17 protein-coding genes and 6 pseudogenes are annotated in these 22,390 nt (G+C 68.7%); 11 read left to right on the plus strand and 12 right to left on the minus strand.

Annotated elements, in window-relative coordinates; genetic code table 11:
• Positions 1-70 precede the first annotated feature (70 nt).
• Positions 71-991 (minus strand): helix-turn-helix transcriptional regulator, encoded by a 921-nt coding sequence (locus MRBLMG1_RS21120; protein ID WP_367825652.1) that lies wholly within the window; start codon positions 989-991, stop codon positions 71-73.
• Positions 992-1,208: 217 nt separating this feature from the next.
• On the opposite strand from MRBLMG1_RS21120, the gene MRBLMG1_RS21125 reads away from it, so the two are divergent.
• On the plus strand, positions 1,209-1,985 hold the full coding sequence (locus MRBLMG1_RS21125; protein WP_367825653.1) for an SDR family oxidoreductase: 777 nt from the start codon (positions 1,209-1,211) through the stop codon (positions 1,983-1,985).
• Between the two features lie 304 nt (positions 1,986-2,289).
• Here MRBLMG1_RS21125 and MRBLMG1_RS21130 read toward each other — a convergent pair.
• Both MRBLMG1_RS21130 and MRBLMG1_RS21135 read right to left on the minus strand, forming a co-directional pair.
• Positions 2,290-2,377: pseudogene (locus MRBLMG1_RS21130) on the minus strand.
• Between the two features lie 35 nt (positions 2,378-2,412).
• A complete protein-coding gene (locus MRBLMG1_RS21135; protein WP_367825654.1) occupies positions 2,413-3,147 on the minus strand; it encodes a hypothetical protein in 735 nt (244 codons plus the stop codon).
• A gap of 316 nt (positions 3,148-3,463) precedes the next feature.
• Here MRBLMG1_RS21135 and MRBLMG1_RS21140 point away from each other — a divergent pair, with 316 nt between their 5' ends.
• Positions 3,464-3,760 carry a hypothetical protein gene (locus tag MRBLMG1_RS21140; RefSeq protein WP_367825655.1) on the plus strand — a complete coding sequence of 99 codons (297 nt, stop codon included), beginning with the start codon at positions 3,464-3,466 and terminating at the stop codon, positions 3,758-3,760.
• A 53-nt stretch (positions 3,761-3,813) separates the two neighbouring features.
• On the opposite strand, the gene MRBLMG1_RS21145 is transcribed toward MRBLMG1_RS21140, so the two are convergent.
• The gene (locus MRBLMG1_RS21145; protein ID WP_367825656.1) at positions 3,814-5,511 is read right to left on the minus strand and encodes a CAP domain-containing protein; all 1,698 of its coding nucleotides are present in this window, start codon (positions 5,509-5,511) and stop codon (positions 3,814-3,816) included.
• Positions 5,512-5,760: 249 nt separating this feature from the next.
• Positions 5,761-6,078: pseudogene (locus MRBLMG1_RS21150) on the minus strand (TipAS antibiotic-recognition domain-containing protein); the annotation flags it as partial.
• Between the two features lie 789 nt (positions 6,079-6,867).
• On the opposite strand from MRBLMG1_RS21150, the gene MRBLMG1_RS21155 reads away from it, so the two are divergent.
• The 3 genes and pseudogenes from MRBLMG1_RS21155 to fabV all read left to right on the plus strand — a co-directional run bounded on the left by MRBLMG1_RS21155 (position 6,868) and on the right by fabV (position 9,134).
• Positions 6,868-7,200, plus strand: coding sequence for a hypothetical protein (locus MRBLMG1_RS21155; RefSeq protein WP_367825657.1), 333 nt, complete (start codon positions 6,868-6,870; stop codon positions 7,198-7,200).
• A gap of 28 nt (positions 7,201-7,228) precedes the next feature.
• Positions 7,229-7,646: pseudogene (locus tag MRBLMG1_RS21160) on the plus strand (helix-turn-helix domain-containing protein); the annotation flags it as partial.
• Between the two features lie 279 nt (positions 7,647-7,925).
• Positions 7,926-9,134 carry an enoyl-[acyl-carrier-protein] reductase FabV gene (fabV, locus tag MRBLMG1_RS21165; protein WP_367825658.1) on the plus strand — a complete coding sequence of 403 codons (1,209 nt, stop codon included), beginning with the start codon at positions 7,926-7,928 and terminating at the stop codon, positions 9,132-9,134.
• Between the two features lie 293 nt (positions 9,135-9,427).
• Here fabV and MRBLMG1_RS21170 read toward each other — a convergent pair whose 3' ends face one another.
• Positions 9,428-10,048 (minus strand): phosphoribosylanthranilate isomerase, encoded by a 621-nt coding sequence (locus tag MRBLMG1_RS21170; RefSeq protein ID WP_367825659.1) that lies wholly within the window; start codon positions 10,046-10,048, stop codon positions 9,428-9,430.
• 154 nt (positions 10,049-10,202) lie between these two features.
• Here MRBLMG1_RS21170 and MRBLMG1_RS21175 point away from each other — a divergent pair, with 154 nt between their 5' ends.
• The 3 genes and pseudogenes from MRBLMG1_RS21175 (at position 10,203) to MRBLMG1_RS21185 (ending at position 13,522) form a co-directional block, all read left to right on the plus strand.
• Entirely contained in the window at positions 10,203-11,873 is a 1,671-nt protein-coding gene (locus tag MRBLMG1_RS21175) for an acyltransferase (RefSeq protein ID WP_367825660.1), read from the plus strand.
• A complete protein-coding gene (locus tag MRBLMG1_RS21180; protein WP_367825661.1) occupies positions 11,873-12,472 on the plus strand; it encodes a hypothetical protein in 600 nt (199 codons plus the stop codon). The genes MRBLMG1_RS21175 and MRBLMG1_RS21180 overlap by 1 nt, the downstream gene beginning before the upstream one ends.
• 372 nt (positions 12,473-12,844) lie before the next feature.
• Positions 12,845-13,522 (plus strand): annotated as a pseudogene (locus MRBLMG1_RS21185) (transposase family protein).
• Between the two features lie 66 nt (positions 13,523-13,588).
• On the opposite strand, the gene MRBLMG1_RS21190 reads toward MRBLMG1_RS21185, so the two are convergent.
• The 3 genes and pseudogenes from MRBLMG1_RS21190 to MRBLMG1_RS21200 all read right to left on the minus strand — a co-directional run bounded on the left by MRBLMG1_RS21190 (position 13,589) and on the right by MRBLMG1_RS21200 (position 15,403).
• Positions 13,589-14,158, minus strand: coding sequence for an SMI1/KNR4 family protein (locus MRBLMG1_RS21190; protein WP_367825662.1), 570 nt, complete (start codon positions 14,156-14,158; stop codon positions 13,589-13,591).
• A 372-nt stretch (positions 14,159-14,530) separates the two neighbouring features.
• Positions 14,531-14,852: pseudogene (locus MRBLMG1_RS21195) on the minus strand (transposase); the annotation flags it as partial.
• Between the two features lie 65 nt (positions 14,853-14,917).
• Positions 14,918-15,403: a hypothetical protein gene (locus MRBLMG1_RS21200; RefSeq protein WP_367825663.1), complete on the minus strand. Its 486-nt coding sequence runs from the start codon at positions 15,401-15,403 to the stop codon at positions 14,918-14,920.
• 260 nt (positions 15,404-15,663) lie between these two features.
• On the opposite strand from MRBLMG1_RS21200, the gene MRBLMG1_RS21205 reads away from it, so the two are divergent.
• Entirely contained in the window at positions 15,664-16,083 is a 420-nt protein-coding gene (locus MRBLMG1_RS21205; RefSeq protein WP_367825664.1) for a DUF5959 family protein, read from the plus strand.
• Positions 16,084-16,114: 31 nt separating this feature from the next.
• Here the strand turns inward: MRBLMG1_RS21205 and MRBLMG1_RS21210 are convergent.
• Positions 16,115-16,972 (minus strand): annotated as a pseudogene (locus tag MRBLMG1_RS21210) (ATP-binding protein).
• Between MRBLMG1_RS21210 and MRBLMG1_RS21215 the strand changes: the two are divergent.
• The gene (locus MRBLMG1_RS21215) at positions 16,883-17,671 is read left to right on the plus strand and encodes a hypothetical protein (RefSeq protein WP_367825693.1); all 789 of its coding nucleotides are present in this window, start codon (positions 16,883-16,885) and stop codon (positions 17,669-17,671) included. The pseudogene MRBLMG1_RS21210 and the gene MRBLMG1_RS21215 sit on opposite strands and share 90 nt — an antisense overlap.
• 40 nt (positions 17,672-17,711) lie before the next feature.
• Here the strand turns inward: MRBLMG1_RS21215 and MRBLMG1_RS21220 are convergent, their stop codons facing one another.
• Both MRBLMG1_RS21220 and MRBLMG1_RS21225 read right to left on the minus strand, forming a co-directional pair.
• Positions 17,712-18,329, minus strand: coding sequence for a YdcF family protein (locus MRBLMG1_RS21220; RefSeq protein ID WP_367825665.1), 618 nt, complete (start codon positions 18,327-18,329; stop codon positions 17,712-17,714).
• Between the two features lie 287 nt (positions 18,330-18,616).
• Positions 18,617-20,041, minus strand: a complete 1,425-nt coding sequence (locus MRBLMG1_RS21225) for a TerD family protein (RefSeq protein WP_367825666.1) — start codon at positions 20,039-20,041, stop codon at positions 18,617-18,619.
• A gap of 452 nt (positions 20,042-20,493) precedes the next feature.
• On the opposite strand from MRBLMG1_RS21225, the gene MRBLMG1_RS21230 reads away from it, so the two are divergent.
• A complete protein-coding gene (locus tag MRBLMG1_RS21230) occupies positions 20,494-22,389 on the plus strand; it encodes a ricin-type beta-trefoil lectin domain protein (RefSeq protein ID WP_367825667.1) in 1,896 nt (631 codons plus the stop codon).
• The last annotated feature ends 1 nt before the right edge of the window (position 22,390 follow it).

Raw genomic sequence — 22,390 nt, forward strand, 5'->3', positions numbered from 1 at the left:
AGGGCAACATCAGCGAGCTCGCCCACCAGCTCGGCTGACCACCACGGAAGAACTCCCCACGGGAGTGTGCCTACGCTCCCGGTTCCGACGTTGGCGTCGGCGTCGGCGTCGGCGTCGGCGTCGGCGTCGAGGGTGACGTCCGTGCCGCAGGCTCGGGTGCATCCCAACTGCTGAGCAGACGCAGGGCCTGAGCGGTGTCGGAACCCGGCTCGACGCCGTAGACGCAAAGGGTCTGGTCGGAGTCGCCGGGCACCTGGAAGGATTCGTAGGAGAAGTGCAGGTCGCCGACGAGCGGGTGGCGGTAGTGCTTCGCACCGTGGGTGCGGCGCAGCACCCGGTGGTCGTTCCACCAGCCGGAGAACTCCGGTGACTTGAGGGTGAGTTCGCCGACGAGATCGGCCAGTCTGCGGTCGTTCGTGTTGCGGCCGGCCTCCAGGCGCAGGATCGCGACCGTCTCGGCGGCGATCCGCTCCCAGTCGCCCACGCGCTCGCGTGCCTCGGGGGCAAGGAGGTAGTACAGGGCCAGGTTGCGGCGCGGAGCGGGCAGTGCGTCGAAGTCGGTGAGGACCGCTCGGGCCAGTCGGTTGGATGCCAGCACGTCGGTGCGCCGACCGATGACGAACGCGGGTACGTGGTCGAGCGTCTGCAGCATCAAGTGCAGCCCAGGCCTCACCCGCTGAGGCCCTGCCGGAGCCCGGCGGCCCGGCGCGGGCCGGGCGAACAGGTCGGTCAGGTGCTCACGCTCGGAGGGGTCGAGGCGCAGCGTGTCGGCGAGGGCTTGGACGACCTCGGGGGAGGGGTTCTGCGCCCGGCCCTGTTCGAGGCGGGTGTAGTACTCGGTACTGACCCCGGCCAGCCGGGCGACCTCGTCACGGCGCAGCCCGGGCACACGGCGCACCCGCCCGTCATCGGGCAGCCCCGCCTGCCCGGGTGTCACCCGGGCACGGCGGGTACGCAGGAAATCGGCTAGCTCGCGACCACGATCATCCATGCCCCCAGTGTGCCGGGCGACTGCGGCCGAGACGGCGGCGCGGGTGGTACTGCCGGTACCAGCCTCGGCAGTACCGGCCTGGTCAGGGCCCTCTACGGCGCTCCACGCGGCATCCGCGGGTGGTGTTCTTGAGAAGGCGCCGAGGGAAACCGCACGGCGCCGCCCCCCTCGTACCCAGTCATCCACTGTTCACTTACGCACCTCGAAAGGCGTCATCATGACCACGTACACGTCCTCCCACCCCCTCGCCGGCCGCGTCGCGGTCGTCACCGGTGCCTCCAGCGGCATCGGCGAAGCCACGGCCGAACACCTCGCCGACCTGGGCGCCAGGGTCGTCGTCCTGGCCCGGCGCGCGGACCGCCTTCACGAGCTCGTCGCCAGGATCGAGAAGAACGGTGGGGAAGCCCTGGCCCTCGCGGTCGACGTGACGGACACGACGGCCGTGCGCGGGGCGGCGGACCGGGTCGCGGTCGAATTCGGCGGTGCCGACCTCCTGTTCAACAACGCGGGCGTCATGCTGCCGGCCCCCGTCGAAGAGCTGGCCGCCGACCAGTGGCAGCACCAGATCGACCTCAACATCACCGGTCTGATGAACGCCATCGGCGCCTTCACCCCGCAGCTGGTCAAGGCGGCCGGCGAGCGAGGCGTCGCGGACCTCATCAACACGTCGTCGATCGCGGCCCAGAACATCTTCCCGAACTTCGCCGTCTACTCCGCGACCAAGGCGTACGTCACCCACCTCTCCCGCCACCTGCGCGCGGAACTGGGCACCAAGAACGTCCGCGTCTCCGCGATCGAACCGGGCATCGTCACCACCGAGCTCCAGAGCCACGTCACCGACGAAGGCGCCCTCGCGTGGTTGGAGAGCTCCAAGGAGTCCATGGAGTGGCTCACCCCCGCCGACATCGCCCACACCGTCGGCTTCACCGCGAGCCTCCCGCCCCGCGTGAACATCCAGCAGCTCACCGTCATGCCCACCGCACAACCGAGCTGACGCAAGCCGCCCCACGCGGAAAAAGGAGCGGGTCCGAGGGCGTAGCCTGCCCCCGGACCCTGTCGATGCCGCTCCCCATCACACGCCGGCACACTTGAGGACCCGGGTCATTCGTCATTGCGTCGCGTCCTGCCATTGGACCACCGCCGATCGAGCTCGGCGGACCAGATTCGAACTGGCATTTCGACGCACCAGGGCCCGGGCCCGGTCGATCCGGCGATGAGCGGCGCATGCTGAGTCTGGAGCAATAGTCTGAGATTGACCGCGGTCTGCCTCTGCCTGGTTGGGCCATCCCGGCGCGAAGTGCCGGGAGGAGGACTCGAACCTCCACTGGAACCGCGGATGTCACGACAAGGCTCAGCTTCAGCTTTGCGCTCCTCGCGCACCCCGGCCGTGTTCTGTGGCCGGGGAGTTCATGGTGTCCCCGCTACCCGAAGAGGTAGCCGAAGACGGCGTCGCCGACCCGCTGGTCGGTGACCTCGGCACTGTTCGCCTCCTCACGGGCGAACTTCACCGCCTGCTGCAACTTCTCCACCCGCGCCAGCAGCTCGTTGACCCGCCGCGCGGGCAGCGCACCCGAGAACTTCACCGTCGTCCAGTACCCGACCGGCACGTCCTCGTAATAGACCTCGACCTGCGCCGGATGCTTGTCCGTCGCCTCCGCCTTCACGTGGTTCCGCGGCACCTTCTTCGTACGCACCGTGCGCACGACCTCCGTCTTCCACGCATCGGTCGACGGGTCCTGCGTCCACGACTCCGCGGCATCCAGCACCGGAAGCTTCCGGACGAACGTACTCACGTCCGTCAACTGCTTCTCCAGGAACAGCAGATAGGCGACCGGCACCTGCCCCACGAGCACACGCCCGTCCACCACGACATCCGCGCGCGCCTCACAGTTCGCCCAGTCCTTCGTGGCCGTCACATCGAACAGACGCGTCAACGCCCTTGCGGTGTCCCGCAGTACGTCCTCGGCCTTCACCTGCACCAGCGTCGACTCGGGCGGCAGCTGCTCACCCTCCTCGTCCTTCGGCTGGTAGGTGCGCGAGATGCCGGCAAGCAACGCGGGCTTCTGCAAGCCGTGATGAGCCGCCGTCAGGTCCTGGTGCGCCCGGGACTTGACGCCCTTCTCCACTGCGATGATCTGATTGAGTTTCGTCGCCACGCCGCAGACCTTAGACCGGCAGGCCGCGGCCGATCGACCTATTTTCCGCCTGCGGGGTCGGGTGCACGCAGCAGCTAGCCCCCGCCGCCGTCGCCGCGCTCACGGTCAAGGCACCACCCTGCTCACCGCCAACCACACCACCGCCTTCACAGCCAGCGGCAACGGCACCATGGCCCCCACAGTCAACGGCAACGGCACCACGGCCCCCACAGTCAACGGCAACGGCACCACCGACGGACATACCGTCCGGCCTCAGGAGGGACCTCGGCCGCCCTGCCCGACCTGCGTTGTCAGTGGCGGCTGGAAAGCTGGAGGAATGAACGGCGATGAGCAGCTGCTACGCGGCCGGGTGTACGGCCACGACCACGACGACCCGGACCCGGGCCCGACCCCCGGGCAGAGCTACGCCGTGCTCATAGGCGGGCCCCTGGACGGCCTGCTCCTCGACATCACCGGCTGGCGGCCCGAGGAGGTCGAGGACGGCGCCGCACTGGCCACCGAGCTGGGGCAGTGGCCCGGCGGACGCTCCTTGTACGACCCACGCCCCGGCGAACCCCGAACTCCAGGCCCCGGCATCGTGTGCCGCTTCCACCATTCGGGCGACACGCCCTGACGTGCGTTGCGCACCGCACGCCGGGCATGCTCGGGGAAGGAGGTACCCGAAGGTCAGCGAGCGCCGAAGACCTGGGTCCAATAAGGACCGCCCGAGGTGTGGATCCCTACGCCGATCTCCTTGAAGTCACAGTTGAGGATGTTCGCGCGGTGGCCCGAGCTGTTCATCCAGGCGTCCATGACCTGCTCCGGTGTCTGCTGCCCCATCGCGATGTTCTCGCCGTACGTCGACCACGGGTAGCCCGCGGCTGTCACCCGATCCCCGGGGCCCTTGCCGTCAGGGTTGGTGTGGTCGAAGAAGTCCCTTGCCGCCATGTCGTCGGAGTGCCCCTGGGCCGCCTTCGTCAGCGTCGCGTTGGCAGTGAGCGGCCCACAGCCGGCCTTGGCCCGCTCGGCATTCACCAGCGCGATCACCTGATCGGCCGCCGTAGCCTGGCCGGTGTCCTGCCGCCCGCCGCCCCCGGTACCGGTGTCCGTCCCGCCCGTCGGCGCGGCACTCTTCGACGGCGCGGACGTCGTGGCGGCCGGGGTCGTGGGGCGCCGCGATGCCGGCGTGGTGGTGGAACGGGCACTCTTGCTGGGCGTGGCCTTCTTGGGGGCGCCCGGGGTCGCGGTGGCGGATGCCGACGCGGATGCCGAAGGCGACGCGGAGGTCGTGGACGGCCCGGCGGTCAGCGTGCCCGGGTCGTTCGCCAGGGGAAGGGCGAGGTCCGGGGCAGCCGCCCGGTTCGCCTCAAGCCGGTCCTCCCCATCGCTCCCCGACTGAAGCGAGAAAGCCCCCGCGGTCACTGCGGCGACGGCGATCCCGGCTGCGACAGCGGCCCGACGACGCGTACGTTCGTCGGCCTGACGCCGCCGCCGCCGAGCCGCACGCGTCCCACGCCCACCCGCCGCCCCACCACCGACACCCCGCTCCGCATGAGCGGAGGAATCGCCGTCCTGGGGGAGCAGCACAAAGGCCGCGGTGACATCAACATCAACATCAAAGGCATCAAAGGTATTAGCGGCATCAGGGGCATTGCGGGTATTAAGGGCATCGTGAACGGTCGGCACCGCGGCCACACCCGCTGCCGGACCGCGGGAGGGCGCACCCGCGAACCTTCCGGTGGCGCAATGACCGCACTGCGCGGTGTGCCTGGCCAGCTGGTCGCGCCAGAGCGCACCCGGCCGCCCGTCCCAGGCGGCTGCCTCCCGGGCCAGGACGGGGCAGCGGGGCTCCCGGACCAGCGCCGCGGTCACCGACCGGGCCGCGTCCACGCGCCCGCGTACCGCCTCCATCCGCATCTCGGTGTCATACGGGGACCAGCTCAGCGCCGCAGCCGTCTCGAACCTGCTCAGCCACCCCTCCTGCTCCAACGACGACAGCGCCGCGATCAGCGCATCCTCGACGTCCAGCCACCACAGCGCCTCTGCGAAACCGCCCCCCGCCACCGCGGCGAGACCCGGATACACCTGGACGGAAGCCGCGTGAGCGAGCGTGCTCTCCACCGCGACCGCGACGATCCAGGGACGCAGCCCCTCCGCGGACACCGCACTGCCCAACCCGTACTCCACGCGCCCCAGCGTGTCCCGCACCACGCCCAGCACAGCCCCCTCCGCACCGGCCCTCCCCTCCAGCGCACGAGCCGCCAGCGCCTGGACGAGCGGCTGATACGCGGCCGCGAGGCGCTCACGCACCCAAGGAGCGCCATACTGCGCCCCCCGTATCAGCTCCGCATCCGTCAGCTGCTCAAAACCCATGGTCCGCTGCACGCTGTCCGTCCTTCACTTGCCTGGTGGAGTTCCTTGCACACGGGAGAGCCTCAGCCAGGCACGGTAATAACGCAAAGACGAAAACCGAAGTCGTGACGTGGGTCACAGGATGGCCTCATGGCTTTATTCACTACATTTCGACCGCTTCCGACATGCGACATGCGACATGCGACATGCGGCGCCGGCGATTCTTCACCATGCGGTGCAGCCGCCCTCGCGGTCCTCCCGCGACGGCGGCCGCTCCTCCTCTCATCCGAGCAGGGTGGCGACGTACGCCTCGATGGCGTCCCGCTGGTAGGCGGCGAGCCCCGGGGCAATGGCCTCGTAGGCGTTCCGCCACGTCTCGTTATCGACAACACCGCGCCCGATAGCCCGATAGTCCTCGGCGGACACCGCACACATTTCGGTCAGCGTCCGGTACTGGCTGTCGATCTCGGCCTGGACGGGATCGGCGTCGGACGCAAGCCCCGCGGCCATGCACTCGGCCAGCCGGATCATCTGCGCGGTGCGCTCACGGTGCGCCGCGTCGGCATCGGCCTGGCTCATCGAAGCGGCGCGCCGCCCGACGTCCGGGCCGTAACCCCCGACATCCGAGCCACCTCCTCAATCGGCCAGTCCATCACGACTCCCACACGTGTCGCCAGGCCGGCGTCTCCGGCCCTGCTCGCGACCGTAGAACCTGCCGCAACGGCACCTTCAACCCAGCAACCGCAGCTACTCAACTTCCCCGCTGGCCGCCAACCGGGGCTGGCCCGCGGACGCCTCAGCGGGCGTGACCACGCGGTTCGCGCAGCTGACCAAGTAGTACGGCGAGGACGGCTTTCACAGCACTACGTGGCTCACCTGGGCCGAAGTGAAGTCGGTCGACTGGGGCGAGCCCGCAGAGAAACCTGACAACCGGCTTCATGAGTACCGCCAGACCCCGAACGAGGTCATAATGACAGGCAAGGGCGCCTGGAATCCCGCATTCGTCGAGGCTGTCGGTCTCAAGAAGAGGCGAAGTGGCCCGAAGGACGTGAGTGGGTCGTCAGCGACATGCTCTACAAAACAGTCACCATCCGCCGCCGAGACGCCGTCACCGAAACCGGTCAGCGTCCGATGAGGTGGGTGGCGGCGGTCTCGCCGGGGCGGGTGGCCAGTCCGCGCCACTGCTTGAGCATGTGCCGAGGCAAACGGCTGCGTGGTGTGCCGGTCAGACGGAGCGCAGGACATGATCGGGCCTGCGGAAGCGGCCGCGGTGAACGTGACTCAGAGGCGACGGCCTGAGGGTCGTCCCGCAAACGCTGGCCGGACGCACCCATGCGAGAGCGGGATACCGGCGAGCCTCCAGCACAGCAGCTGTGGCAGCCTGCTGACATGCCATGGGAGCTGCGAGAACACGCAGGCCGTCACTACGCCGTCCTCTTCCACTACGCCTTGCCCGACGATGCCTGGGCCGTGGAGCTGAGCGAGGCTGTGCCCGCGTCGACCAAGGGGGCCGAGAACCCCAACGCCTCGGTGACCCACTTGCCCGGCGCTGCCTTCTTGGTAGCACTTGTCCCAGACGAGGACCCGAATCTGCAACCCACCGTCCGCATCTACAGCCCTGACGATCGCGTTGTCCCCTACGAGGTCATGTGCTGGTTCATGGAGCAGGTCGCCGACCAGGGTGGAACGCTGCCGCATCGCGTTCGAGCAGGGCGAACCTGAAGCAGTGGAATGATCACGCAGCGAAGGTGTGATCACGGAGTCCGGGCCCTGCTGGAGAACTCCGTTCTCCGGGCTGAGCGCGCGGTTGCGGACGCGGTCCGCAAGGGCAGGCCGAGGAGTCTTCCGCTGGAGGACCGGGCACGGCTGGACGAGGCATTGGCGTACGAACCTGACTATGCGCCAGCTCGCGCCGCTGCTCGGGGTGTAGGAGTCGGCGGCGGACCGCATCATCGACCACCTCGGGCCGATCGTGGCGCTCCAGTCCCGCAAGCGGATTGCCAAGGATGCCGTGCTCAACGTGGACGGCTCTGTGGTCCCCTCGTGACCACTACATTGCCGAGCGGTCGAAGAGCTATCGGTACTCCACCCACCACCAGGTCGTCATCGACGCCGACACCCGCCCGGTCGTCGTAGTCGGATCGAGGGTAGGTGGCTCAAGTAGCGAGCTGGGTCCAAGACCCCTGACGGGTCGCCGACCTGCGCATCGAGACTGACGTACTCCATCGGCCCTCGCCCCCGCTCATGGCCTCCCAGTGGCCGACGAATCGTCGCACAGACCGACCAAATGAGTTGACGTCCTAGTGGAAACCCTCCAAGCGCGGTAGGGCATCGTTGTGCCGGTCAAGATCACTACGTTCATCCGTACGACCGCAGACTGGCAGGACGCGGTGGCTGGAGCAGTCGCCGTGCACTCGCCGTTGCGACAACACTGGGGACACCTCACCGTGAACGAACGCGTCATCGAGCCCAAGAGCAGGGGATTCCTGTTCCTCGACTCCCATCCCGGCGGCTGCCGGAAGGTGGTGGACGACATGTGGCAGGCCGTCCCGGCGTCGGGTGAGGCCGACCGGGAGGGGCCCGTGGCGCTGGTCATCGGGTCGTCTGCCGGGTACGGCCTGGCGGCGACGATCGCGGGTCTGGCGCGTGTCGGCATCCGGGGCATCGGCGTGTGCTTCGAGAAGGCGCCCGCGCGGCGGACCGGCACGGCCGGGTGGTATCGCACCGCCGCGACCGCTCGGCTAGCGGAGGAGCACGGGCGGGACATGATCTTCCTGAATGGGGACGCGTTCAGCGACGCGATGAAGGAGGAGGTTGCCGAGCTGCTCGTCGAGCGGTTCGGGGGACGACTCGACTACCTGATCTACTCGGTGGCCGCACCGCGCCGTACCGATCCGGAAACCGGTGATGTGTACGCCTCGGTTCTCAAGCCGGTCGGCGCGCCGTACACCACCAAGACGCTCGTCTTCGACCAGGACGGCGCCCCGGAGGTGAAGGAGGTCACCACCGAGCCGGCCGAGGGCGACGACATCGAGCAGACCGTGGCGGTGATGGGCGGTGCCGACTGGGAGCGGTGGATCACCTTCCTGGCGGACCGCTCCCTGCTGGCCGACGGCTTCACTACCGCGGCCCTGTCGTACATCGGCTCGCCGCTCACCGCGGCGATCTACCGCCAGGGCACCATCGGCGCCGCGAAGTCCCACCTGGAAGCCACCGCGCGCACGCTGGACGAGCGGCTCGGCAAGACCCTGGGCGGCCGGGCCGTCACGTCGGTGAACGCCGCCGCCGTCACCCAGTCGTCCACCGCCATCCCCGGCATCGCCCTCTACGTCGGACTGTTGCGCGGCGTCCTCGGTGATGCGATGGTCGCTCCGATCGGCCAGCTGGTACAGCTGTGGGACCAGCTGACCGGCGCCCGCCCCCTCGACCTCGACGACGAGGGCCGCGTCCGTCTCGACACGTGGGAACTCGACCCCACCGTCCAGAACGCCGTCGCCGAACGCTGGTCCACCTCCACCAGCGGCACCATCGCCGAACTCGCCGACCTCGAATGGTTCAGCGACGAAGTCCGCCGCCTCTACGGGTTCTCCGTCCCCGGCATCGACTACACCGCCGCCGTGGAAACCGACGTCCCCTGGCCTGTCCGGACGGCTTGATCCGTGCCGCGAGGCGCGCGCCGCGGACGCCGCGAGCCGGGAGGCACGAGCCACGAGGTGCGAGCCGCGAGGCACCGGGCAAGAGGCGCCAGTCGCCTGGCAAGAGTGACGAGCCAGGTGCCACCCCTTCCGTACGGGATCCCGCTCACGTACGGAACTGATGGCCCGGACCGGCCAAACGCCGGGAGCAGTGAGGCCGGCCAGTCTCCTGCTGCGTGGTGCCTGCCGCCGGTGGGCCGGTAACGCAGGGGCGGTCCGGCCCGTTGGGGCGGCTCGGCCGTCCCTGGCCGGGGTCAGGCCTCCAGCGAGGCGGCCTGCTTCGCGGCGGCGACGAACGCTCGAATCCGCTGGTGGTCCTTGACGCCCCGAGAGGACTCGACACCGCTGGAGACGTCGACTCCCCACGGGCGGGCCCGGCCGATGGCCTCGCCGACGTTCTCCGGGGCGAGCCCGCCGGCGAGGAGCCACTTGCCCTCGGGGCGGCCTGTCTCGAGGAGTGACAGGTCCCACGGCTTGCCGGAACCCGCGTCGGGGGAGTCGAGGAGGAGGACTTCCTCGCCGTAGGCACCGACGCGGGTGTCGGGCCGGTCGTTCAGCGACGTGGCCCGCCACAGCTGCGGAAAGACCCGGGCCGCTGCGGCGAAGTCCTCCTCGCGGTACGCCGCGCCGTGCAACTGAAGTGCCCCGAAACCCAGTTCACCGGCGATACGGGCCGCCTCGGCGGCAGGCGTGTCGTTGACCACGAGAACGGATAGAACCGCCAGCGGCACGTGAGCGGCGAGCCGCACCGCCCGACCCCGTTCGAGCCCGCGCACGCTGGTCCGGCTGATCACCAGACCGACGGCGTCCGCGCCCGCCTCGACCGCCACGTCGATGTCGTCGGTGGTCCCGAGCCCGCACACCTTGACGAACACTTTCACTCTCCTCTGCTCAACCCTGGCGCTGCACCCCGACCCTACTCACCACCCCGCGCCCGCCGGCTGCCCGATGGGCAGGCACCCAGGGACTCACCGAGCGATCCCTACATGCCGTATGCGATATCCGTATGCGGCTTGCTAGGTTTGCATCATGATGGGTACGGAGGAGCTCCTCAGGCTCACGGTGTCCGCGCTGATGTCGCGGACGGGGGAGCGGCAGCAGGACCTTGCCGCAGGGATCGGGCAGTCCCAAGCGCAGGTGTCGCGCAAGCAGCGCGGCCAGCAGCACTGGTCGCTGGAGGACATCGACCTGCTCGCCGCCCACTACCGCCTACAGGTACTCGACCTCCTGGCCGGGCCCACGCACGCGGTCGGCGTTCTCCACGGGGCGGTGCCGAGTCTGCGCCCGTCCAGCGAACCGGCGGTCATGGCGGCGGCGGTGCCGTCGCCCTCCGCGCCCGCGGAGCAGCTGCCCAGGCCGGCCGCTCCGTATCCTCCCGACGAGCAGAGGGACAGCCACCCACTGCCCCAGCCGACGGAGGAGCATGCCCCGGAGCCGGAGCCGGAGCCGGAGCCGGAGCCGGAGCCGGAGCCTCAACCTGAACTTCAGCTTCAGCCCCAACCCGAGCCTGAGCCTCAACCCCAGCCCCAGCCGTGTGTGCTCTGCGGCCAGCCCGCCTTGGACGACGTCGACGGCTACCCCCAACACCTCGACCCCGCCGAGTGTGCGGCCGCCATCGCCGCGGCGAGCACGCCACAGCCCACCCCCCTCCACACCCCCACCCCCACGCCTGCCCCCGCCCCCACACCCACCTCGACCCCCACGCCTGCCCCCACCCCGACGTCCCGCCGGACCACCACCCCCGGATACGCCTCCGGCACGCTGGTGGAACAGATCACCGAACGGGTCCAAGAAGTCCTCGACGAGCACGCAGGTGACGTCGACGCGGCGCAGGCCGCGCTGATCAAGTCCGCGATCCCGGACGTGATGGCTCTGCTGAAGGTTTCGAGGGTCGGCGGGCGCTACGAGCATTCCGAATTCCCGCCGACGCAGGAAATCCTCAGGAAGAAGTCGCAGAAGGGTGCGGACGAGATCTGGGAGGGCCGCCCGAAGTGGCGCAATGCCGAGCTTCTCGCGGCGGCGAAGCGGGGTGAGCGGATCGAGGTGACGGCGCTCGACATGAACGCCGCCTATTTGTCGGCGCTCAAGGCGTGGTTGCCGATCGGTCAGCTCCGGGAGGACACCAGCGGTGTGCACGACCCGAAGAAGGCCGGCGTGCACCTGGTCACCCCGGCCGCGTGGGAGCACGCGGACCTGCCGAACCCGCTGGGGAACCGTATGGAGCCGGGCGAGTTGTGGGTGAGCGAGTCCACGCTCCGACTGTTGCTGGACTGCGCCCGACAGGGCCTGGCCGAGGCTCCCGTGATGCACCGCTCGCTCGTCTCGGGCGCTTCGGAAGCGCTGTTGGAGAAGCTGCGCCGCGCCCTGGCGGAAACGCGGAAGACCGCTCTCGCAGAGAACGACGAATTGACCGTGGCCTATGTGAAGGCCATGTACTCTAAATTCGTGTCAACCATCGGCGAATCCAGTGCGAACCGTGAAATTCGCCGCCCTGACTGGATGCACATCATCCGGGCGAAGGCGTTCGCCAATCTCTGGATGAAGGCCAACAAGGCCCGCAAGGCCGGACTCCAGGTCGTCGAGATCTCCGGTACGGACGAACTCCACGTCGTGGGCGACTGGCGCGCGGTGTTTCCGGAGGGCCGGGACCTGAACGAGGTCAAGGAGAAGTCGACTTACGTGCTCGGAGGTAAGCGCTGATGACCGGATCTCCTGACCTGTGGTCCCGCTGGGGCGAGTGGCAAAAGGCCGACGCCCGTGGACTGAAGGGCGGCGAGGCCCTGATCCTGGAACTCAACCGAGTCGTCCATGCCTCGGGCATCGTCTCGCCTGTCACCTCGAAGCGCGGCCTCGCCGCCCGCCTGCGCTACCTCGACAGCCCAGCCGGCCGCTCCGCACTGTCCGATCAGGGAGTCACGTCCCGCACCCTGCGCTCCTGGGCCCGCGGCAAGGCCACTCCCTCCACCGCCAGCCGGGAGCGGATCGACGCCGCCTACTGGGCCCGCCGCCGCGAGAACCTGATCAAATCCGGCTGGCTGACACGCCACCTGGACAACGACGGCCGCGGCAGCCGCATGGAGATCTACCCCGTCGACCAGAGCCACGTCGAAGCCAAATACCAGCGCCCCAACATCAGCCAGCGGTCCATCACCGTCCGCTACATCTGGAGCGACCTCGTCGACGCCTGGGCCACCCGCAACCAGCACCTGATCGACGAGATCTGGGACGACGTCATCTCCGACCTCGACTCCGACTACGCCGCCTACGCCTACGTCTCCGCCATCGGCATCAGCGCCTGACCCCCCTCCCGCGATCCGATCGCCTCCGCCCCCTCAGGATCGGAAGCCGCTGCCACTACGCGCAGCAGCCCGTCCCCGACAGGACTGTCGAGGACGGCGGACAGCACGATCAGCTCCAGGCCGGAGTCGTCGGGCACAGCGACCGGCGCGGACGACAACGCAGGGCCAGTGGAGGAAGCGTTGGCTGCGCGTCGAGGGCTGCTCGGAGGGCTCGGCCGCGCGGGCCCTGTGCCAATCGTACGTAACGGCCGACACTGAGCTCTTTCAGAGTGGCCACTGATCGGGTGACGGGCCAGCGTCCGGCAACTCACGAGGCTCCCGTGCCGTTGAGAGATGTGCTCGATGTCTCAATTCATCAGCGCAGGTGCCTCGTTGGTTCCCCGTCCTGCCGCACTCGACCTGCCGCACGCTCTGGTCGAGTGGGTATCCATGCTCATCGTCACCCGTGAGGGTGACCGACGCCGCAAGCTGCCGCCTCACCAGCGTGCTCTCGTCGGCCTGGTCTACCTTCGCCGCCACGAGACGCTCGCGCAGATCGCCGCCGGCTTCGGCATATCCGTCGGGACCGCCACGCCTACGCCAAGGCCGTCGTCGAGGACGTGTCCCGCCGAGCCCCCGGCCTGCTGCGGGTCCTGCGCGAGACGGATCCCGATCACGTCCTGCTGGACGGGACGCTCGCCGAGTGCGACCGGGTCGGCGACAGCCGGGCCGACCTCTTCCAGAAGCACCGCCGTCACGGCGTGAACGTGCAGGTCGTGGCCGATCCCACCGGCAGCCTGCTGTGGATCTCACCCGCGCTGCCCGGCCGCACTCACGACCTGACCGCGGCCCGCGCCCACCGCGTCATCCGGATCTGCGAACGCCAGGGCGTCCCCGTGCTCGCCGACCGCGCCTACATCGGTGCCGGCCCTGGGCCACCACACCCATCAGACGGTCGAACGAAGCATCGCGCGGCTCAAGCCCTGGCAGACCCTCCGCCGGGCCCGCGGCAGCCCCAACCGGATGACGGCCATCGCCGCAGCCGCCCTCACCCTGGAACGTCAACGCTGACGAGGCGCATTGCCGTTCCAGGGTGAGGGCGGCTTGGCAATGGCCGTCATCCAGTTGAGAACCGTCTCACGACCAGACAAGCCGACCTTCGGTGAACCGACAGACCGGGGAGTTTCCATCGGCGATCCTCGTCAGCGTCTCCGCCACGGAGTCGAAGTACTGGGCCATCGACTCGTACTCGCCCGTGACCGTGATCTCACCCACGAACCAGCTGCCGACGCGCCCGTCCCGCACATCGATGAACTTTCCCCTCCAGCCGTCCTGGTCCGACAGGAACGGGATCCACTCGTTACGCCAGAACGGGTAGTCCGGCTGGTCCGGGGGGTCGAATCCGCAGGATGTGGAGCGGTTCGCGTACAGCCTCTCCATCGCCCGGATACCCAGAAAGAAGCTTCCCTCGTCGGGGAACCCATCGAAGCCACAGCACATCACGTCGTCGTCGAAATCTCCTTCCGGCAGATCCAGGTTGTTCTGCAGCAGCCACGCCCGCAGGTCCCCATGCAGGGAGATCCTCATCCGCTCTTCGGCTGCCGCGAGCATCTGCTCCGTAGCGGGCCCCGGCAGATCCGCGTGATCGGCCGGCGCGTGCTCCCGAAGAAGACTCATCACACGCGACCAACTCTCAGTCACACTCATCGCCCTCTGCCCTCTGTCCTCTCTACAGGGATGTCTCCGTCCGACTACGCCACTGCGGAGGTTGGGAAGTAAGGGCCGGAGAATCTTGCAGGGATGGTACTTCGAGCGTGTGTTCCATCCCTCCCCACGATCGTCTTCCGCCCCGAAGCACAAGGTCGGCCCCTCAGCGAAGTGCCCGCCCGCGACTTTTCACAGACAACCCACTGTGCCCGGCGGGCCCAGCCGAAGAGTTTCCAGGACTCAAGCGAGGGCCACGGCGTCACCCTGGGGTGGCGAAGCTGAAAACGCTCACTGACTCCGCACCGAAGCGCTACTCCTTCGCGGCGCAGCCCCGCGCCCCGGCTGCGGCTGTCGGTGGGGCCTCCTGGGCGCCCCGCCCGCGGCCCCTGTTTTGCGGTCACCGGCGGCATGTTGGTGACCCCGGTTAATCGTGGAGTCAACGGCACAGGCCACCCCACACGGCCTACCGCGTCGTCGCGGACCTGGACGTGCTTCAGCAGCCTCACCCAAGTTCCGTCCGTCTCCCACCGGGTTGCAAACCGCTCGTACACGGTCTGTCAGGGGCCGTACCGCTGCGGCAGGCCTTGACGCGGTGCGGTCGGCTCGAACCGCCACAACACCCCGTGCTCACCACCTGGCGGCGATCCCACCACAGACGCCCACGGCCATGCACCTGCGGCAGGAGGGGAGGCATCCGCTCCCAGGCCGCATCCGTGACTTCGCCCCGGCTTATGACGAGCTCAAGGCCTCGGTACCAGCTCAGCGCCGGGGGAACGGGTCATACACGGTGCCCAGTTGAGACGGGCCTGGTCGGTCGTGATGAAGCCGCGGAAGGTCGTAGTCGGGGATCAGGAAGCTGCTGTACCCGATGGGCTTGGAGCGCTTCCCCCAGTACATCGCGCCGGCCACGACGTGGCCGTTGCTGCCCGAGTCGGTCTCCAGGATGAACGCACGCCGGTCGAGCCAGGGGCGAGCATCCGCGGCCCGGATCTGGTCTTCTTCAATCTGGGAGGCCAGCCGAATGGTCAGCCGTCGGTAGTGATCACGTACCGAGAGTGAGCCCACATCCTTGAAGAGGACTTCCACCGTGGTGGACAGTCCGGCGGCGGGGTTCCGCTCGCCACGGAAGAGGACCTGACTGTGGCCGATGATGTAGGGAAACAGGCTCAGAGGCCGTTCGAACGAAACCGGCGCGTCCGCCACCTCTGTGCGTTGACCCGACACCAGCAATCCTCGCTTCTCCATCAGTTGCTACTTCGTGATTGAGCCACCATCGGCCTCAAGGCAGGCGAAGCGGCGCAACCTTACATCCCAGCTCCGCGGCCGCGCGATCATGTGTGAGACCTGCTCGACGGCCAGGACGTTGGTCGTGGAGTTTCGGCAGCAGAAGGTGATCAACTGGCTGCGGAGTGTTGGCGAGAATCAGTAACGTCCACCTCGGCGCTGTGTGTGTCAGCGGGCTAAGGAATGATGCTTCCGTTCGAGGCCGGTAGAGAGGTGCGGTGGTGGAAGAGGATCTGGGCGAGCTGATTTATTTGGCCGATCCGCCAGGAACGAGCGGTCACGTTGTTTCCCTGCGGGTGCTGGAGTTGCCTTCCCCCGGCGGGGATGGCTTGGACTGCGAGTTCGTCGTGGAGACCGAGACAGTCAAGGGCAGCTTCCCCGTCTATGTGACGTCCGATGACCTCGATGCCTGGGAAGAGGCTTTGGGGGTGCTCGCGGGGAATGGGTTCGTGTCGTGGCTGAACTCGGGACGAACGGTGCAGTTCAAGATCAAGCCGGTGAGACCTGGTGTGATCGTGGTGTCAGTCCATGACGGTCCGTCCTCACAGGTGACGGTCAGCGTGCCCCTCATTCCGGCGACTGGCTGGATCGACGATCAGCGTGCGCGTCTCGAAGAGGTGCGGCGGTTGCTCTCTGGCTGACCGTCCTGCGCGGTGCTGCTGGGCGTGTTCGTCAGCCGGCTGCCTGCTGTTCGGCTCGGGCGCGGGTCGCGAGGTGGTAGGAGTCCGTGCCGGTCTCGATGATGTTGCCGCCGAACGTGAGGCAGTCGACGATGCTCGCGCAGAGGCGGGGGTCGGGGAAGGTTTTGGTCCAGCCGGAAAGGGACTCGTTGGAGGCGATGGCGGACCTTGTTCTTCTCTTCGCGGTGGGTCAGGACCGGGAGGAGGAGTTCGGAGCCGTGGCGGTCGATTTCCATGTAGCCGAGCTCGTCGATGTAGAGGATGTAGAGCAGGTCGACGCGGCTGTAGTGGGCGACGGTCTTGGTCAGCTGTTCTCGTCGGCGGCTTCGGCGAGCTCGTTTGCGAGCTTCGTCGCCAGGACGTACTTGACCCGGTAGCCGGCCATCGCGGCCTCGGTGCCCAGCGCGATCAGCAAGTGGGACTTGCCGGTGCCGAAGTCCCGATGAGGCAAAGGGGCAGGCGTTCTTGATCCATTCGCTTTGGCGAGGGCGTGGATCACGGGCGGGTCGAGGTTCGAGTTGGCGTCGAAGTAGAAATTGCGCAGCGACCGACTTGTCGCGGGGGAACCCGGCTGCTTGACGCGGCCCTCTGAGCGGCGGTGGGCCCGGTCGTCCCACTCGGCAAGGAGGAGCTCGGCGAGGAAGCCGAGACAGGGCATCTGCTCGCGTTCATTGCGATTCGCTGATCCGCGAGTGGTGGCCGCTGTCACAACGGGCCTATACGCTGCGAGCGATCTACGACCAGCTGATCGGAAGGCACGATGACGCGCACCCCCAGACCGTCGATCGATGCGATATTCGCTGTGCTTCCCGAACTCGCCCCTCACGCGCGCGACGCGGCCGTGCTTCATCCCGAGCGTGCAGAGCCGGACTGCTGGGACAGTTCGATCGGCGGGCCGCTGCTGTGGCCGATCGATGAGCCGTGGCCCGCGTGCTCGATTCCCGATGAGGGCAGCGCTGCCGGCGTGCCTGCCACGGCCATGGTGCCGGTCGCGCAGATCTTCCGGCGGGACGCACCGGGACCCTGGTGGCCTGCGGGCATCGACCTCTTGCAGATCCTTTGGTGTCCCCATGAGCACTGGGATCCTCCGGCGCAGCAGGCCGACGGCAGTCCTGTGGTCGAGGTTCGATGGCGTCGGGCCGATGACGTGATCAGCCACTTGAGGACCCCGCCGTCTCCCTCGCGGTATGACGAGGACTGCTACCTGCCTCAGACGTGCGCCATCACCGCTGAGCACGTGATCGACTTCCCATTCCGTGAGGAACTGCCCGCAGGACTCCGTCCGCGGCTGGAGGAACTGGTCCGCGAGACCGGCGACGGTGGTGACGTCATCACGCGCGTTGCCGGCTGGAAACTCGGCGGCTGGCCGACCTGGCACCTGACCCAGCCCACGATCTTTCCCTGCGGTGACTGTGGCACGGACATGACGCTCCTGTTCACCGTGGCCAGCGATGACGAGACGGGGGTTGTCGTCGGCCGGTGGGGAGACTTGCGTATCTTCACCTGCCCCGCCGACCACCGTCACGCCTTCCAGGTGGACCTGCACTGACCTCGGGCTCATCACCCGCGCCACGGCCCACCAGAACCCCCTAGAGCAAGATCCTCCGCTCGTCTGCTGTGAGACCGCGGAGCGTCCGGAGGCCGTACAGGGCGAGTAGCGGTTTGGCGGCGATCCACTCGCCGAGGCGGTAGTCGTCCGCTCGTACGAGCCGCTCGGCAAGATCAGGGCGCTGGCGTCGCAAGTACGCGCGGGCCTTCAGTGCGTGGGCCGGCTGGGAGACGATCTTGATGCGGTCGGCGTCTTCGAGGAGTGGGATGACGTTCGTGATGTTCTCCCACGTCGTCTCGCTCCGATCTTCGAGAGCGACGGTGCCGTCGAACGCGAGCACCGAGGTCGCGTAGTCGGCCATCAGGCGGGCCTCCGCCGCTGCACCGCCGATCGCACCACCGCTGAAGACCACACGAGTCCCACACGACCTTCCAGCGGCGGCGGAGCGAAGTCCGGCACGAACACGCCAACGGTTGACGAAGTTCACCGTCGCCTGAGGGTTCCGATATCCGAGTACGACGACAGCCTCGACATCGCCCTCACTTTCACCCGCACCCTTCCCCAGGAGAGATCGGGACCAACGCCAGTTCAGCCACTCACTCCAGCCCAGGACCGCCGCTGCCCCAGCCACCACCATCACTCCGGTCCTTCGTCGCATGCGGGGACTCTAGGGGACCGCGGTATGGCGGGGGTTCCGGTAGCGAGCACCCGTCACTCCAGGAACAGCGCAGCGCAGCACACGGGATAGGCACCTTCCCGGAGTCCACGCGGAGACGGTACGAGCAGAGAGGGAGATCCCATGGACACCGGGAGGTTTGTACGAACTGCGGGATCTCCTCTGCCGCCACTTCCGCAACAAGGCACGGCTGCTCGTGGTGGGTTCAGGAAGTGAACCCACCACGGCGGGGCGGCTTTCGCGTAGCTGCCGTCCTCGCTCTGTGAGCGCTAGGCGAGGGGCAGTGGGTCGAGGGTGAGTTCCCAGTGGTGGCGGCCCTTGTCGATGGCGAGGAAGAGGGGGCCGTCGGGGATGCGGACGTTCTCCTTGACGCGGCGGCCGTTCCAGGCGTGGACGAGTTGTTCGGCGGGGCGTCGTAGGTCGTCGGGGGTGTCGCCCTGGTATTGGTTCAGTTGGAACCAGCCGCTGTGGGGGTCCTTCGCGCGGACTTTCAGGTCGGCGGCGGTGCCTGTGTGGACGAAGACCTCGCGGCCGCTGCCCTCGATGGTTCCGGGGCCGATGGGGCGGGCGGCGGTCAAGGGGAGGAGTGTGAGTTGCCAGGTGCCGGACTGGCGCACCTTCAGCTTGAGCGGGCCGCCCTTGCGCGGGGGAGTGAGCAGGGCGCGGCCGTAGTAGTCGGGCAGGTCGGTGCAGAAGACGTCCGTGGAGCGGCCGACGATCTGGACGCTGAGGAAGTGGTACTGCGTGACCCGGGCTTCGAGGATCACCGGCGCCGAGTCCTGTGGGAACGGCAGGTCCACCGTGACCGTCTTCTCGCCCTTCCCGCTGAAGACGAGCGGTTCGAAGTGGAACAGGCCGGCTCCCCAGGAGGGCGTGGCAGCTGGGGTGGCGAGGGCGGCGGGCGGGACGGCGAAGGGTGAAGGCTGCTGTACGGGCACCGCACCGGGTACGGGTACGCCCGGCCCAGGCAGGAGAGGGATCGCCCCAGCGGGCGCAGGCGCAGGCGCTGTCGCAGATACGGGTACCGGCATCGGCATCGGCATCGGGGGCACCGGCCCCCCTCCCGTCGCCGCGCCCGACTTGCTCACCCCCAGCAGCGCCGCAGGTCCCTCCATCGGTGGTGTCACCACTGCCGGGGTTGCGGGCTGCGGTGCCGCCACCGGCGGGGCCTCTGCCACCACGACCCCGAAGTCCGTCGCCAGTCCGGCCAGGCCGGAGTCGTAGCCCTGGCCGACCGCGCGGAACTTCCAGGCCCCGTTGCGTCGGTAGAACTCCCCGAGGACGAAGGCGGTCTCGCTGGAGGCGTCCGTGATGTCGTAGTGGGTCAGGATGGTGCCGTCGGTGGAGGTGACCTGCGCGTAGAGGCCGGGGACCTGCCCGAACACGCCGTCGTCGCAGGAGCCGGCGATGAGGATGCGCTGGACGGCCGGTTCGATGCGCGGGAGGTCCAGTTCCAGCCATTCGGCCAACTGGCCGGCGCCCTCACCGGTGCCGACGTGGCGCGCGGCGCCGGACGGGTGCGCGGGCTGCCCGTGGAAGACGATGTCGGCGTCGCCGCGCACCGCGCCGGTCGCGTCGAGCAGTACGGCGGAGGCTTCCACGGCCGGTACGCCGGGTGCCTGCTGGCGGCCCACGGCGATCCGGAGGGGGGCCGTCGGGACGGGGACGTTGGCGCCTTTGGTGAGGTGCGTCATGGGGCACATCGTGACAGTGGGCGTGGCATGAAGAAAAGATCTTCTCGAGTCAGGTGAACGTATCGGCGAGGATCTCGGCCCGCCCCGTCCCGGATCGGTCCACCCCGTCCCGGATCGGTCCACCCCGTCCCGGATCGGTCCACCCCCCCCACGCCGGGTCGGCCCACCCCCACGCCGGATCGACGCACCCTCGCCCCGCTCCCCACCCCACCCCCCCCACCCCATCCCCCCACCCCCCATCCCCACCCCCCATCCCCACCCCGAACCCGCCGCCAATGTTCAGGACTTGAGCGCATGAGGGGTTGACTGGCGTCTCCCGTCTCCATAACTTCACACCTTGATGCAAGCCTTGCCACCTCGCAGTGCGTGAAGAGGTCCGGGTCCGCCGGACCGCGGCGTCGACGTGGGGCGGTCTACAGCGAAGGGGCTGTCAGGTGCATTACAGTTCTTGGTTGTTCGAGCGGCGCGGCGGGGCGCGGCGCCGGCGACTTGCCGCGCTGGTGAGCGGTGCGCTCCTTGCGAGTGGTCTGGTCATGAGCGGTCCCGGTGTCGCGCGGGCGGCGGGGGAGCGGGTCGACGTCTGGTTGACCAGTACGTCCGATGCTGGAGGCCGTACGGTGACCCGGGGGCTCGCCCCGCAGCCGGCGACCGCTTTCGGGCCGGCCGGTGGCAGCGCGAGCCACACCATCAGCGTCGACGAGGGCATCACGTACCAGCAGTTCGAGGGCGGTGGGGCGTCGCTGACGGATACGACCGCGCACCTCCTGCGGGGTGGGGCGGTCAGCGCCGCCACGCGCGACGAGGTGATGCGCAAGCTGTTCTCGCCGACGGAGGGCATCGGGCTGTCCTTCGTCCGTAACCCGATCGGCGCATCGGACCTCTCCAGGCCGGGGAACGTGTCGCTCGACGACACCTGTTGCGACCTCTCCGACTTCGGAGTGAACGGGTACGACACGAACGTGCGGCTGCTCACGACGCAGGCGAAGCAGCTCAACCCGGCCCTGCGGGTGAAGGGGGTGCCGTGGAGCGCCCCCGGGTGGATGAAGGACAACGGTCGGATGGACCAGATGGGCTGGCTGAAGTGGGAGTACTACCCGCTGTACGCCCAGTACCTGGTCAAGTACGTCCAGAGCTACCAGGCGGCCGGGGTCAAGGTGGACTACCTGTCCGTCCAGAACGAGCCGAACTGCTGCCAGGCGGGCAATCCCACGGCCATGAACTATCCGGGCATGAGCTGGAACCCGGCTGGGCTGGTCGAGTTCACGAAGAACCACGTCTACCCGGCCTTCAGGGCCGCGGGCATCACGACGAAGGTCCTCGTGCACGACTGGAACTACGGCGACTACGCGAACTTCGGCGCGGCGGTCCTCGACGACGCCGGCGTGCGGAACGATCCTCTGTTCGGAGGGATCGCCTGGCACGGCTACGCCGGTGATCCGGCCGTCGGCAGCCAGGTCCACACCCAGTACCCGTCGGTCCGGCAGTTCAGCACCGAGCACTCAGGCGGTACGTGGATCACGAACCAGCACAACGAGGACCTGAAGGACATCGTCGGTTACGCCCGCAACTGGAGCAGCAGCCTGGTGAAGTGGAGCCTGGCCGTCGACCAGAACATGGGCCCGCACAACGGCGGCTGCGGCACCTGTACCGGCCTGATCACCGTCCAGAACGGCGGCGCGCGCGCCGGGCAGGTCGACTACACGATCGAGTACTACACGACCGGCCACCTGACGAAGTTCGTCCGGCCGGGCGCCTACCGGATCGCGTCGACCGACGACGCCGGCCTCCCGAACGTGGCCTGGCGCAACCCCGACGGCTCGAAGGCGCTCATCGCCCACAACGGCGGCGCGTCGGCCCAGTCCCTGCGCGTCGACTGGGGCGGCCAGTCCTTCACGTACACCCTGCCCGCCCGTACCACCGCCACCTTCACCTGGGCGGGCACGACCGGCGGCACCGCGCCCACCGGCCCGATGGCCGGCCTGGCCGGCAAGTGCCTCGACGTGGCCGGCGCGGCCAGTGCGGACGGCACCCCGGTCCAGCTCTACACCTGCAACGGCACCGCGGCCCAGCGCTGGACCCTCGCCACCGACGGCACCGTCCGGGCCCTCGGGAAGTGCCTCGACGTCTCCGCCGCCGGAACCGCCGACGGCACCAAGGTGCAGCTCTACACCTGCAACGGGACCGGCGCACAACGCTGGACGTACGACCCCGGGACGCATGACGTCGTCAACACGGCGGCGAACAAGTGCCTCGACGTCACGGGCAACTCCTCCGCCGACGGCACCCGCGCCCAGATCTGGACCTGCACCGGCGGCGCCAACCAGAAGTGGACCCACCAGCCGTCCTGAA

The sequence above is a fragment of the Streptomyces sp. LMG1-1-1.1 genome, assembly GCF_040815545.1.
In the GTDB taxonomy this organism is placed as follows: Bacteria; Actinomycetota; Actinomycetes; order Streptomycetales; family Streptomycetaceae; genus Streptomyces.

Bases quoted from the DNA above. Each gene is read 5' to 3' on its own strand.
- MRBLMG1_RS21120 (WP_367825652.1), bottom strand. From the start codon at position 991: ATGGATGATCGTGGTCGCGAGCTAGCCGATTTCCTGCGTACCCGCCGT.
- MRBLMG1_RS21125 (WP_367825653.1), top strand. From the start codon at position 1,209: ATGACCACGTACACGTCCTCCCACCCCCTCGCCGGCCGCGTCGCGGTC.
- MRBLMG1_RS21140 (WP_367825655.1), top strand. From the start codon at position 3,464: ATGAACGGCGATGAGCAGCTGCTACGCGGCCGGGTGTACGGCCACGAC.
- MRBLMG1_RS21155 (WP_367825657.1), top strand. From the start codon at position 6,868: ATGCCATGGGAGCTGCGAGAACACGCAGGCCGTCACTACGCCGTCCTC.
- MRBLMG1_RS21175 (WP_367825660.1), top strand. From the start codon at position 10,203: ATGATGGGTACGGAGGAGCTCCTCAGGCTCACGGTGTCCGCGCTGATG.
- MRBLMG1_RS21180 (WP_367825661.1), top strand. From the start codon at position 11,873: ATGACCGGATCTCCTGACCTGTGGTCCCGCTGGGGCGAGTGGCAAAAG.
- MRBLMG1_RS21190 (WP_367825662.1), bottom strand. From the start codon at position 14,158: ATGAGTGTGACTGAGAGTTGGTCGCGTGTGATGAGTCTTCTTCGGGAG.
- MRBLMG1_RS21200 (WP_367825663.1), bottom strand. From the start codon at position 15,403: ATGGAGAAGCGAGGATTGCTGGTGTCGGGTCAACGCACAGAGGTGGCG.
- MRBLMG1_RS21215 (WP_367825693.1), top strand. From the start codon at position 16,883: ATGACGCGCACCCCCAGACCGTCGATCGATGCGATATTCGCTGTGCTT.
- MRBLMG1_RS21220 (WP_367825665.1), bottom strand. From the start codon at position 18,329: ATGCGACGAAGGACCGGAGTGATGGTGGTGGCTGGGGCAGCGGCGGTC.
- MRBLMG1_RS21225 (WP_367825666.1), bottom strand. From the start codon at position 20,041: ATGACGCACCTCACCAAAGGCGCCAACGTCCCCGTCCCGACGGCCCCC.